7 protein-coding genes and 1 pseudogene are annotated in these 13,650 nt (G+C 53.9%); 5 read left to right on the top strand and 3 right to left on the bottom strand.

From position 1 onward, the window contains the following. Nucleotides 1-360: pseudogene (locus tag Q0R57_RS10755) on the top strand (pyruvate:ferredoxin (flavodoxin) oxidoreductase); the annotation flags it as partial. A gap of 227 nt (nucleotides 361-587) precedes the next feature. Here Q0R57_RS10755 and Q0R57_RS10750 read toward each other — a convergent pair. Beyond that, on the bottom strand, nucleotides 588-1,436 hold the full coding sequence (locus Q0R57_RS10750; RefSeq protein WP_294747278.1) for a hypothetical protein: 849 nt from the start codon (nucleotides 1,434-1,436) through the stop codon (nucleotides 588-590). Nucleotides 1,437-1,561: 125 nt separating this feature from the next. On the opposite strand from Q0R57_RS10750, the gene Q0R57_RS10745 reads away from it, so the two are divergent. Then, nucleotides 1,562-5,359 carry a glycoside hydrolase family 2 TIM barrel-domain containing protein gene (locus Q0R57_RS10745; RefSeq protein WP_294747275.1) on the top strand — a complete coding sequence of 1,266 codons (3,798 nt, stop codon included), beginning with the start codon at nucleotides 1,562-1,564 and terminating at the stop codon, nucleotides 5,357-5,359. Between the two features lie 19 nt (nucleotides 5,360-5,378). Here Q0R57_RS10745 and Q0R57_RS10740 read toward each other — a convergent pair whose 3' ends face one another. Together Q0R57_RS10740 and Q0R57_RS10735 are read right to left on the bottom strand one after the other, a co-directional pair. Continuing rightward, complete coding sequence (locus Q0R57_RS10740; RefSeq protein ID WP_294747273.1) at nucleotides 5,379-6,248, bottom strand: DUF4249 family protein; 870 nt, start codon at nucleotides 6,246-6,248, stop codon at nucleotides 5,379-5,381. Between the two features lie 2 nt (nucleotides 6,249-6,250). After that, nucleotides 6,251-8,320, bottom strand: coding sequence for a TonB-dependent receptor plug domain-containing protein (locus Q0R57_RS10735; RefSeq protein WP_294747270.1), 2,070 nt, complete (start codon nucleotides 8,318-8,320; stop codon nucleotides 6,251-6,253). A gap of 91 nt (nucleotides 8,321-8,411) precedes the next feature. Between Q0R57_RS10735 and Q0R57_RS10730 the strand changes: the two genes are divergently transcribed. Genes Q0R57_RS10730 through Q0R57_RS10720 form a run of 3 tightly spaced genes read left to right on the top strand, consistent with a single transcriptional unit; the run spans nucleotide 8,412 to nucleotide 13,631 of the window. Beyond that, nucleotides 8,412-9,584, top strand: coding sequence for an alpha/beta hydrolase-fold protein (locus tag Q0R57_RS10730; RefSeq protein ID WP_294747268.1), 1,173 nt, complete (start codon nucleotides 8,412-8,414; stop codon nucleotides 9,582-9,584). Nucleotides 9,585-9,603: 19 nt separating this feature from the next. Further along, nucleotides 9,604-11,559 carry an ABC-F family ATP-binding cassette domain-containing protein gene (locus Q0R57_RS10725; protein WP_294747265.1) on the top strand — a complete coding sequence of 652 codons (1,956 nt, stop codon included), beginning with the start codon at nucleotides 9,604-9,606 and terminating at the stop codon, nucleotides 11,557-11,559. Between the two features lie 32 nt (nucleotides 11,560-11,591). After that, nucleotides 11,592-13,631, top strand: coding sequence for a M13 family metallopeptidase (locus Q0R57_RS10720; RefSeq protein ID WP_294747263.1), 2,040 nt, complete (start codon nucleotides 11,592-11,594; stop codon nucleotides 13,629-13,631). Nucleotides 13,632-13,650 lie beyond the last annotated feature (19 nt).

Below are 13,650 nucleotides of genomic sequence, written 5' to 3'. Positions count from 1 at the left end.
TGGCACGGACCTTCAATCATCATCGCCTACGCTCCATGTATCAACCACGGTCTGAAGGCCAAGGGCGGTATGGGTAAGAGCCAGGCCGAGGAGAAGAAGGCTGTTGAGTGCGGTTACTGGCACCTGTGGCGCTACAACCCAGCTCTGGCTGAGGAAGGCAAGAACCCATTCTCTCTCGACTCTAAGGAGCCTAACTGGGAGAACTTCCACGACTTCCTGCTTGGTGAGGTTCGTTACCTGTCAGTTAAGAAGGCTTATCCCAACGAGGCTGAGGAGCTGTTCGCTGAGGCACAGAAGATGGCCCAGCTGCGCTACAAGACTTACATCCGCAAGGCTGCTGAGGATTGGAGCAACGAGTAATTTACTCAATATTTCTATACAATTATCCCTCGCCAATCGGCGGGGGATAATTTTTTTTTGAATATAGTCACTTTCGGGTCTTTTCTGACGTTCCTTTCATCCGTTTCGATGGTATTTTGCGGTCGTTCCGATGATACTTTAGGGGGGTAAAGTATCATCGGAACGAGTCGTAGATGCCATTGGAAGCACCCGAAGATGACGTTAGAACAGGTGTAAGATGACGTCAATCAGTCGATGTCCTGCCTGTAATAGACCGCGCCCTGTTCGTTCTTCAGCGTGCGGGTGTTGGGGTCGTACTCATAGCAGTCCTCCTCAGAGTCCACATCAGTAGGCTTCAGGCAGATGGTGTTACCCTCAATATGATAGGTGTACTCCGTATAGTTAAGACTGCCTATCATGCACCATGTGGCAGTGCCGTCCTTACAAAGGTCAATACGGCTTTCCTGGTCGGCGTCGTCGTAGATGCCAGCCATGTTGGCATAGGTTAGCTCAGGGGTTTCCTCCTGGGGCGCAGAGAGATAGGCTTGCATAGCCTCCATGAGGCTGGCCGCAACCTCCTTGTCGTCAGCATCGGCGTAGAACCTGATGATGTCGTGTACGCGCCAGTTGCCATCCTCGCGGCAGAACCTAAACTGCTGGTGAATGGTCTGGACGGAGCTGTAGAGCGTATAATCGACCAAAGCGGTGGCTTTTTCAACGTCCAGCTCTTCAAACTTGATGTCGCGAGCCTCCAGATCACTCGGATTGTCGTCCTGCATCATGGTCCAGTAGTCATCGTTGAAGAAGCCGATATCCGCCACATTGGCGTCTTTCTTCTCAACGGCAGCCACATTGTCGCGCCAGGCATGACAGGCAAAACGCTGGTCTATATCACTTTCGTTCTGAGCGGCGGCAGCATACAGATTCTTGATAACAGCGGTAATGTCTTCCTGTGCCTTCATGGCTAGGGAGTCTGCGGCGATGGCGGCAGAATCGCGTTCCATACCTGGCCCGTCGATGGGCTTACAATTCGTGCAACCAGTTAATCCTACTGTCAGGAGCATGGTGCTCAAGACGAATACAAAAATCTTTTTCATAACAATCTAAAATATTTTGCTGCAAAAATACGAAAAAGTGAACAAAAATGATTAACTTTGCCGCAAAATTTTTATGTTTTTGTGAAATTGATGATTAAAAAGACTATACTTATTTTATAGCACTTATGAGAAAGTTATTCACAACTCTGCTGATGATACCTGCCATGATGGCGACATCGGCACAGACAGAGAAGAAAGGTTTTGACGACCTGTATCATTTCATTGAGAACCTCGACGTGTTTGAATACGGACAAGAGGAAAGCCGCGCATACTACATTCCTGGGCATCACATGCTGCTCAACGGCAGGTGGAAGTTCTACTATGGTGACACGCCGCAGGAGATTCCTGCCAACTTCTTTGAGGAGAAATACTCTGATGCGAAGTGGGCCACCATCGACGTGCCGTCGAACTGGGAGATGAGGGGCTACGGCGACCCGCTGTTCCGCAATGTGGCCTCGCCCTTCAAGGCCGACCCGCCTATGACGCCACGCGACTACAACCCCACGGGTGCCTACCGCACCACATTCACCATTCCCGCCGACTGGAGCGGTGAGGAGGTCTTCCTGCGCTTCGAGAAGGTGGCGTCAGCCTCGTTCCTGTGGGTCAACGGTCAGGAGGTGGGCTACAACGAGGGCGCTCAGGAGCCTGCCGAGTATAATATCACGAAGTATCTGAAGAAAGGTCGCAACACGCTGGCTATGAAGGTCATCAAATATAGCGACGGCTTCTATCTGGAGGGACAGGACTATTGGCGTCTGGCCGGCATCTTCGACGATGTATGGCTCTACGCCACACCCAAGACCCGCCTGTTCGACTGGTATGTGACCACCGACCTGGACAAGGTCTATCGCGATGCGGACCTGAACATCGAGGTGACCGTTAGAAGCTATGATGCGCAACCCACCAAGACGCCGCTTAAGGTGCAGGCCGTACTGACCGGTGCCGGCGGACGGGAGGTAGCGCGACTGGAGAGTCAGGCGGCAACATTCTCCAACGGCAGCAGCACTATGACGCTGAAGATGAACAAGCATATTTCCAACCCGCTGAAATGGACGGCAGAGACGCCGAACCTATATGAGCTCAAGATGTACCTCGTGGATGCTGCCACAGGCAAGCGTCAGTCGGAGGCCACACCCGAGGATGCCCGTCAGGACGTGGGCTTCAAGGAGACCGAGATGCGCAACAACGTGTTCTACCTCAACGGCAAACCGCTGAAGGTGAATGCCCAGTGCTCACACATGCAGGATCCTGACAACGGTCACGCCGTGAACGACGAACTCGTCAAGAAGGATATGACCATCCTCAAGCAGTTCGGCTTCAACGGTGTGCGTACCAGCCACTATCCGCCAGTGCCGCGCTATCTGGAATATGCCGCCCGCTACGGACTCTACATCATCGACGAGGCTGGCGTTGAGGCACATGCCACAGAATGGGTTTCAAACGACAAGCGTTTCATACCTATGTATCTTGAGCGTGTGCGCCGCATGGTGCTGCGCGACCGCAACCAGCCGGCAGTGCTCTTCTGGAGTGCCGGCAACGAGAGCGGCGAGGGTCCCAACATCGGCGAGGTGATTAAAGAAGGCCGCAAATATGACCACACCCGCTGGTGGATGTACGGCGGCAACGCCTACAGCCATCCCGCCGAGGACATCATCGGTCCGCGCTACCCCACCGCGCTGGCTCTCGACCTCAGGGTAGGTCGTCACGGCGATGGCGATGTGCGCCCGTCGTTTATGGATGAGTATATCTCCGTAGCAGGCAACAGCGGCGGTATGTTCGACGAGATGTGGCGAGCCATCTATACCCATGAGCGCTGCATCGGCGGTGCCGTCTGGGACTTCGTGTCGCCAGGACTGACGCAGCCCGCACGCCGCCTCACCGACAAGTCGGGCCATGAGGTGATGGCACATATCATGGGCAATGCCAAACTGGTGGCCGACAGTCGCAACAAAAAGAATAAAGTGATTGACCTGAGCGGCCACGACGAGTGGGTAGAGGTCTATCGTGATGACTGTCTGGAGCTGACAGGCAACACCCTCACCGTCAGCTTCGACGTCTGCCCCCGCAAGCTCATCAGCTCCTGCGGCTCATTCGTAAACAAGGGCGAATGGCAGTTTGGCGTTCAGCAAAACGGAAAGGAGCAGCTGGTGTTCTACATCAACACCGACAAGGCTCCGGCTGCGGAGGGCGACGCCGGCAGACAGCCCTTCGGCAGAAGGCAGGCTGCTGCTAACCACAAGTACGAACTGACGGCTCCGCTGCCCGCCGACTGGGAGGACAAGTGGCACCATGTGGAAGCCTGCTACGACGGAAAGCAGATGACGGTAAGCATCGACAACGCTCAGGTAGCCCAGATAGAGGCTCAGGGCAACATCATCAACGCGCCATTCCCCGTGAACATAGGTCGCAACGAGCAGACCCACGGACAGGACACCCGCGTATATATCTGTGATGCGCTGATGGATAATGTCATCATTGCCGACAAGTCAGGCCAGTTGCTCAATCTCGACTTCGAGACGGAGCAGCAGGAGGGCAACTATTTCAGTTACGGCATAGGCGCCCGTACCTACGGCACGATATGGCCCGACAGAACCGTCCAGCCGGAGATCTATCAGATGAAGAAATCGGCCCAGCCCGTATCATGCAGGTTGCTGAGTGCTGCTGACGGTACGGTAGAGATATGGAACAGGAACCACTTCCTCAACACCTCTTATTATAATATGAAATGGGAACTTTACGAGGACGGCACCTGCCTGCAGCAGGGAACGCTCAGTCCTAATGTGGAGCCATTGGCCAAGAAGGTCATCACCATACCCTACAGCCGTCCCGTCCTCAACCCTGGCTGCGAATACCGCCTCATGATTTCCAGCAGTCTGAAGGCCGATGAGATCTGGGCGAAGAAAGGTCATGTCATGGCCTGGGATCAGTTGGAACTCCCCTGGCGTATGTTGGCAATACCTACAGACAAGACCATCGGAAAGGCCGTGCTCAGCCGTACCAACGACACTATCACGGTCAGCGGCGACGGCTTCTCCTACGCATTCACCCCCGACGGCCAACTTTTCAGCATCAAGCAAGCTGGCAAGGAACTGCTCAAGTCGCCGCTCCAGATGAACGTGTGGCGCGCCCCGCTGGCACTTGAGGTCGACGGCTGGGATCAGTGGAACATCTCCTACAACAACCGCAAGGCATGGAATGGCTCACAGATAGCCAACGAGTTCTATAGCAACAACCTGAACGCCACCACCCGCATCCCTATCTCCTGCGAGGCCTTCGAGGCCAATGGTCAGGTGTATGTCAATGTGCGTTGGTTCTCCCAGTTCGGTGCCCCTGTCAACACTTCGCTCGATGCCTACATCACCGGCCTGCGCTATTCAGGCTTCTCAGAGGTCTATGAGTACCGCATCAACGGCGACGGCACCATCGCCCTCCATCATATTCTTGAGCCCGAGGGACAGATGCCCGCCCTTCTGCCACGCATCGGACTGACGATGACGCTCTGCGACGAGATGCAGCAGGTGAAGTGGTACGGTCGCGGTCCGGAGGAGAACTATCCCGATCGTAAGACAGGTTACGCCATCGGCATTTACGAGAAAACTGTAGATGATATGTTCGAGCCCTATCTCATTCCGCAGGACTGCGGTCTGCGCTGCGACAACCGCTGGCTCGACATGAGCAATGGCTCTGGCCAGGGACTGCGCTTTGCGATGGACGAGCCATTCAACTTCAACGCCTACCATTATAGCACCGACAACCTGACGAAGGCGGTCTATACCTACCAGCTACAGCAGCAGGACGGCATTACCCTGAACCTCGACTACAACACGACCGGCGTAGGCTGCACGGCCTGCTATGTCCTGCCCGGCTATCAGGTCAAGCCCACCCGCTACGAGCGACGTCTGACAATTAAACCAATACGGTAATCAGGCAGTGTGTTAGCTGTTAAGAAGGGGAATATAAACGCCATTCCTTGACATTGCTACGACGGAAGACGATGGTGTCGGTACGGGTGACGGAACCTGCGGCGAAGTAGCCCAGACAGCCACCAGAGATATTGGTACGAGGATTGGCACCACCGCTCTGTCCCGCACGCAGCGATGAGAAATAGTCATAGACGGGACGGTCGATGGTCATGAGCTGACAGGTGATGCTGTCGCCATCGTAGAGTATGGACTTCCAATGCTCCTCCTCGTCCTTGTCCATGGTCTTCTCACTGGTCGACATCATATCGAGAAAGACATAGCCTGGCGGACAGCCACGGTCGTCGAGCACGCCCCAGCGATAGGGCTCTGTGGTTCTCTTCCCCTGGAAATGGGGATGATGCGTGATGCGGTTTATGCGATACCAATATTGATTACGCTGTGAGGGGTAGGGGTCGAGGGCCCAGAGCTCGTAGACCAGCATGCGCTCGTCGAGCATCGTCATCCAGTAGAAGTCGGCCGAGATGATTGGTGCTGGCTCAGGCATCATGGCGCTGGCCTCGTAGTGGTGGCCGTTGTAGTCGACGCTGAGCTGATAGGTGGTGCCAGGAATGCCAGACAGTGGTGAGCAGTAGCTGTCGGAGGTCTCGTCGTAGGGCACTATGGTGGTGATGCCCTCGGCAGTGATGGCTATGGTGGCACCCTGCAGACAGCGTGGGCGGATGGAGTCGGTGACGGAACGGCTGGGGGTAATCTGTACCTTGGTGCCTTCGTTGGTCACCCGTCCTTCGATGACTACCAAGGGCTCTATCTCGTTGAAGTCGAAGTCGATTTCTTTCTTGCACGACGTCAACGCCACTATCGAGAGGATGATATATAGAATCTTTCGCATATTCAGTATTTTATTGTAAACGAGACGGAGGGCACTATGCCGAAGAGCGAGGTCTGCTCGACGATGGTACCTGTGGGACTCTTGTCATCGTTTTTGAAGCGGATGGTAAACGGGTTGTAGCGGCAGTAGGCATTATAGATGCCAAACGACCATATCTGCGTGGCTTTCTGCAGCTTCTTGGTATAGGTGGCGCTGAGGTCCAGTCGGTGATAGGCTGGGGCACGATAGCCGTTGCGCTCGTTATAATAATAAAAGGTGGTGCCGTCGATATCGTATTTCGACGAGGGAGCGGTAAGGGCCTGTCCTGTGTTATAGCGCCATGTGGCTGCCAGCTCCCACGAGGGCGACAGTTGATACATGCCCACGATGGCGAGGTCGTGGCGACGGTCGTTGGAGGCGGTATACCAGCGTCCGCCATTGATGCCTTCAATCTTATTCTCCGACCACGAGAGGGTATAGCTGATCCAGCCTGTGAGCGGTCCTTTGTTCTTATGGGCGCAGAGCTCCAGGCCGTAGGCCCGACCCTTGCCGCCCAGGATGAGTCGCTCTATCTCAATCTCAGAATAGAAAGCCTTGCCATCGCGATAGTCATACACGTTGCGAATATTTTTGAAGTAGCCCTCGGCGGAGAAGTCGTAGTCGTCGTGAGGCGTGATGTAGAACCAGCCCGCAGCCACCTGGTCGGCCTGTTCTGGCTTGATGATGTTGCTGGTCATGGTGTAGCGGTCGAAAGGCATCGACATAGACATGCCGCTGATGGCATGGATATCCTGTGACGTGCGACTATAGCCCACCTTCAGGCTGTGCTGCTGGTTGAGCATGATCTTGGCGCTGACACGAGGCTCGATGTCGGCATAGGTCTTCACGATATGGCCGCTGCTCTCCTCCGTGGTCTCGGTGATGTTGCCGTCGCCGTCAACCTGGTAATAGGGCGCGCCGCCCAGCACGGAGAAGAGATGGAGGCGCAGACCTGCCGACAGCTCGACGTTGCGTCCCAGGCGCCATTCATCGCCCAGCCACAGGGCTCCCGTCAGGGCGTTGCGCTTCTCGCGCTGATGCAGCAGGTTGATATCCCATTCGGCTGACTGCAGTTGCAGGTATGTGGCCTCAAGCCCGCTGTTCAGGCGATGTGAGCCTGTCTGCAAGGTCTGCTGGTGCTGCAGGGTGGCGTGACGGATATAGCCCTTCATGGTGTAGTAGATGTTGAGCATGTCGATGCCCACATCGCTGGTGAAGTCGCTGTAGAGCGCCTTCGTGTTGGCATAATGATTACTGCTGTAGGTGTGCAGCCAGTTGGCGGTGGCGGTGATGTTGCCCCATTCCATGTTCATCATGTCGGTAAGTCCCATATTGTCGCGTCCGGCAAAGAACGAGAGTGAAAGGATGTCTTTCTGCGACAGGCGGAAGTTCAAGCGTACGTTGGCATCGTAGAAATGCAGGGTATTGTCGCGGTACTTCTCTGAGGCCTTGAGAAAGAGGTCGAGATAGGAACGACGACCAGCCACCAGGAACGAAGAGCGGTCTTGCTGGATAGGACCTTCGGCAACGACCTTGGCAGAGAGCAGTCCGATGGAGCCTCCAAAATGATAGTCGTGCAGGCTGCCAGAGCGCGTGCTGATGTCGAACACCGAGGCTGTGCCGCCTCCCAGCTGTGCTGGCACCAGACCTTTGTAGAGCGAGCCGCTCATCAGCGCATCGTCGTTGAAGGTAGAGAAGAGTCCCATGAGATGGCCAGCATTATAGACCGTAGCTCCGTCGAGCAGGATGAGGTTCTGTGCTGCCTTGCCGCCACGTACCTGATAGCCACCCGAGGCCTCGTTCTCGCTCTTCACGCCAGGCAACAGCTGAATGCTCTTGATGATGTCTTTCTCGCCAAAGAGTGAGGGCACCTTGGCCAGCGTGGCAATATCGACTTTCTCTACGCCTATCTGCACCTCGTCCATGCGTTTCTGGGCCGAGCGTGAGGTGATGGTCACCTCCTGCAACGTGTCTTCACGAGCCACGTCGGTATGCTGTGCCAGCGCCCCAAAAGGCAGCATCAGGAGTGCTATAATACAAAACTGTTTCCTCATCTGGGTGCAAAGGTACGAAAGTTTTTTGGCAAAGATGTGGAATATTAAGGAAAAATAAGTAACTTTGCACGCAAATTCAAAGACATAACTCATGAGAACAATCAGAATGATACAGGTCGTTGTGCTGGCGACCATGATTTGCACGCAGGTTTCAGCGCAGGGTTTCCGTAGGGAGAGCATGCCCGAAGACTCCTACTCGCCAGTGACGAACATCAACCGCAATGGCTATCCGAGGGTGCTGAAGGACAACAGCGTGATGTTTCGCGTGAATGCCCCGCAGGCACAACTGGTGCAGATTGACCTGGGCGGCAAGAAATACGACATGCAGAAGCAGGAAGGTGGCGCATGGACGGTGACCACCCAGCCGCAGGTGCCTGGATTCCATTACTACTCGCTGGTTGTTGACGGCGTGTCGACTGCCGACCCTGCCAGTCAGACGTTCTTTGGCTGCAGCCGATGGTCGAGTGCCATCGAGATTGCTGAGGCAGGCATGAACGATTTCGAGGTGCAGGACGTAAAGCACGGTCAGGTGCGTACCTTATATTATTATAGTAAGGTGGACGAGTCGTGGCGTCCGCTGATGGTCTATACCCCTGCGGGCTATGATGAAGGCAAGCAGGACTATCCCGTGGTGTATATACAGCATGGCGGCGGTGAGGACCACCGCGGCTGGATGGAGCAGGGACGTACTGCTCAGATTATGGACAACCTGATTGCTGCGGGCAAGGCTGTGCCGATGATTGTGGTGAGCTCGAACAGTAACGTGCAGAACCGTAATGGCGGATTGGGCGACGGTTATAGCTGGCAGGGCATGCAGACCTTCCGCAGCGAGATGATTGATAATATCATACCCTTTGTGGAGAAGACCTTCCGTGTAAAGAAAGACCGTAAGAGCCGTGCTATGTGCGGCTTGTCGATGGGTGGCGGACAGTCGTTCTATATCGGACTGCGTGACCCAGAGGTCTTTGCCAATGTGGGTGTGTTTTCAACGGGCATGTTCGGCGGCATCCAGGGTGCATCAAACTTCGACCTGGAGAAAGAGGTGCCTGGCATGCTGACGGATACAAAGACCTTTAACCAGCAGTTCGACATGTTTTTCGTGAGTTGTGGCGAGCAGGACCCCCGTATAGAATATACCCGTAACATTGTGAAAAAGATGCGTGACGGTGGCGTGGAGGTGAGGTTCAACTCCTATCCCGGCGACCACGAGTGGCAGGTATGGCGCAAGTCGCTGCATGAGTTTGCGCAGTATCTTTTTAAATAGAAGCGAAGAAAAGGAATAGATGATTTCAATAGAAGGACTGAAGGTGGAGTTTGGGGTGAAACCCCTGTTTAGCGACGCCACTTTCGTAATCAATGATAAAGACCGCATTGCCCTTGTGGGTAAGAACGGTGCGGGCAAGTCCACGCTGCTGAAGATACTCTGCGGCATGGAGCATCCTACGGCAGGTAACGTCAGCGTGGCCACAGACACCACCATTGGCTATCTGCCGCAGGTGATGATACTACAGGACGACACTACCGTGAGACAGGAGGCACAAAAAGCCTTTGCCGACATACAGAAGATGGCCGACCGCATCAAGCGGATGGAGCAACAGCTGAACGAACGAACAGACTACGAGAGTGCCAACTATATGGCGCTGGTGGAGAAGTTCACCAATGAACATGAACGCTATCAGATGTTGGGAGCCGAAGGCTATGAGGCTGAGATAGAGCGCACGTTGATGGGCTTAGGCTTCGAGCGCAAGGATTTTGAACGTCCCACGAGTGAGTTCTCTGGTGGCTGGCGCATGCGTATCGAGTTGGCGAAGATACTGTTACGACGCCCTGATGTGCTGTTGCTCGACGAGCCCACCAACCACCTCGACATCGAGTCTATTCAGTGGCTGGAGCAGCTGCTGGCCACATGGAGTGGGGCAGTGGTGCTGGTGAGTCACGACCGTGCCTTTATCAATAATGTGTCGAACCGCACGCTGGAGATTACCTGCGGTCAGATTATTGACTATAGGGTGAAGTACGACCAGTATGTGGTGCTCAGGAAAGAGCGACGTGAACAGCAGTTGCGGGCCTACGAGAACCAACAGAAGGAGATGGCCGACATTCGCGACTTTGTGGAGCGTTTCCGCTATAAGCCCACAAAGGCTGTGCAGGTGCAACAGCGTCTGCGTCAGCTGGAGAAGATGGAGATTATTGAGGTGGACGAGGTGGACAACTCCGCCATGCACCTGAAGTTCCCGCCTTGTCTGCGTAGTGGCGACTATCCCGTCATCTGTGATGAGGTGAAGAAGGCCTACAGTCATGTGGTGTTCGATCATGTGAACCTCACCATCAAACGCGGTGAGAAGGTGGCCTTTGTAGGTAAGAACGGCGAGGGTAAGTCAACGCTGGTGAAATGTATTATGGGCGAGATTCCCTTCGACGGTAATCTGAAGATTGGTCATAACGTGCAGATAGGTTACTTCGCACAGAACCAGGCGCAGTTGTTGGACGAGAACCTCACGGTGTTTCAGACCATCGACAATGTGGCGCGAGGCGATATCCGTCTGCGCATCAACAATATCCTTGGCGCCTTTATGTTTGGAGGCGAGGCCGCTGACAAGCAGGTCAAGGTGCTTAGTGGTGGTGAGCGTAGTCGACTGGCTATGATTCGTCTGCTGCTGGAGCCCGTGAACCTGCTGATTCTCGACGAGCCTACCAACCACCTCGACATGCCCTCGAAGGATGTGCTGAAAGAAGCTATCAAGGCCTTCGACGGTACTGCCATCATCGTTTCTCACGACCGTGAGTTCCTGGATGGTCTGGTCACGAAGGTCTTTGAGTTTGGCGGTGGTAAGGTGCGCGAACATCTGGGTGGCATCTATGACTGGATTAATTCTAGTGGAAAGTGGAGTGCTGAAAGTGGAAAGTTGAAAGTTGAAAGTGGAAAGTTGAAAGTTGAAAGTGTCAACAACCCTTCACCCGTCACCCTTCGCCCTTCACCATCTACCAAGCAGGACTACGCCGAGCGTAAGGAACAACAGCGTAGAGTGTCGCGGGCAGAGAAGGCTGTGGCAGAGAGTGAGAAGAAGATTGCAAAGATGGAACAGCGACTGAAAGAACTCGACAGCCTGCTCTGTGACCCCAAGAACGCGTCGGACATGACGCTGGTGACGGAATATACTGACATTAAGCGACAGCTGGACGAGGAAGTGGAACGCTGGGAACAACTATCGGAGGAACTGGAGGAAGTTAAGAGTTAAGAGTTAAAAATTAAGAGTTAAGAATTAAGGATATGAAATTCACAAAGATTATTACAATGATGGTAATGACCACCATGACTATGGGCGCGTCGGCTCAGGAGCCCCTGCGTTCTGGTATTGATTTGAATGACATGAACACCTCTGTTCGTGCCGCTGACGATTTCTATGAGTATGCATGTGGCGGCTGGATGAAGAATAACCCGTTGCCTGCAGCCTACTCACGCTTCGGCTCCTTTGACCGTCTTGGCGAGGACAACAATAAGCGTATCAATGGTATCCTCGCAGAGTTGCTAAACAATACCTATACCAAGGGTACTACGGAGCAGAAACTCTCTGACCTGTATAAGTTGGCGATGGACTCTGTACGCCGCGAGAAGGAGGGTATAGAACCCGTCATGCCGATTATCAAGAAGTTGGAGGCTGCCAAAACGATAGACCAATTGTTTGCCATACAGCTGGAGATGGCGAAATATGGTAATACAGAGTTCTATAATGCTGGTATGGGTGCCGACGAGAAGAATGCCTCAGAGAATATCCTGAGTGTGAATCAGGGTGGTCTGACCCTCGGAATGAAGGATTATTACCTGGAGAATGATGAAGCCACAACGAAGATTCGTAATGAGTATAAGAATCACATAGTCAGGATGTTCCAGATGTATGGCTTCAGTAAGAGTGCTGCCACGAAGAAGATGAAGAATGTCTTCAATATGGAACTGGAACTGGCTAAGATTTCGAAGAGCCGTACTGAGTTGCGTGACCCTCAGGCCAACTATAACAAGATGACCCTAAAGGAGTTTAATGCCAAGTATCCTAACCTGAAACTGGAACAGGTGATGAACGCCCAAGGTCTGCAGAGCAAGTATATGGAGGAACTGGTGGTTGGTCAGCCTGCCTTTATGGAGGGTGCCAACCAACTGCTGGCCACGCTGAAGCCCGACACCTATCGCGACGTGATGGAATGGACCATCATCATGGGTTCTACAGGTTGTCTGAATGATGCCGTTCGCGAGGCTAACTTCGAATTCTTCGGCAAGGTGATGTCAGGTCGTAAGGAGGACCATCCCGCTTGGCGTCGTGCCACCAACCAGGTGGAGCGCTATATGGGTCAGGCTCTTGGCAAGATCTATGTAGAGAAGTATTTCCCTGCTGCTGCCAAGGAACGTATGACAAAGCTTATCAAGAACCTGCAGATAGCTCTTGGCGAGCGTATTGCCGCTCAGGACTGGATGACAGACTCTACAAAGGTGAACGCCCTCCTGAAGCTTAATACGTTCTATGTGAAGGTGGGCTATCCCGATAAGTGGATTGATATGACGAAACTTACTATCGACCCGTCGAAATCGTACTACGAGAACATGCAGGAATGCCGTAGGTTCTGGAACGACTACGAGATTGACCATACTGCCGGTAAACCAGTAGATGTCGACGACTGGTATATGAATCCTCAGACGGTGAATGCCTACTATAACCCCACCACCAACGAGATTTGCTTCCCTGCCGGTATCCTGCAGGTGCCCTTCTTCGATATGACTGCCGACGATGCCTTCAATTATGGTGCCATCGGTGTGGTCATTGGTCATGAGATGACACACGGATTCGACGACCAGGGTCGTCAGTTTGACAAGGACGGTAACATGCACGACTGGTGGGCTGCCAGCGATGGTGAGCAGTTCAAGGCGCGTACTGACAAATATGCTGACTTCTTCTCGGCTATCAAGGTGCTGCCCGACCTCAATGCCAACGGCAGACTGACGCTGGGTGAGAACCTGGCTGACCACGGTGGTCTGCAGGTGGCCTATGCTGCCTTTAAGAACGCTACGAAGAACAAGCCGCTGCCCGTTATCGACGGACTGACTCCCGACCAGCGCTTCTTCCTGGCTTATGCCGGTGTGTGGGCAGGCAATATCACAGAGGCAGAGATCCGTAACCGCACCAAGAGCGATCCCCACTCATTGGGACGTTGGCGCGTGAATGGTGCACTGCCCCATATTGATGCTTGGTACGAGGCATTTGGTGTGAAACCTGGCGATAAAATGTACATCCCCAAGGAGCAGCGTCTGCCCCTCTGGTAAGAGGTGTTCATTATCGTGC

This window comes from uncultured Prevotella sp., assembly GCF_946407605.1.
In the GTDB taxonomy this organism is placed as follows: domain Bacteria; phylum Bacteroidota; class Bacteroidia; order Bacteroidales; family Bacteroidaceae; genus Prevotella.
Note: the sequence above shows the minus strand (reverse complement) of the source record. Positions and strands in the feature narration are given on the sequence as shown.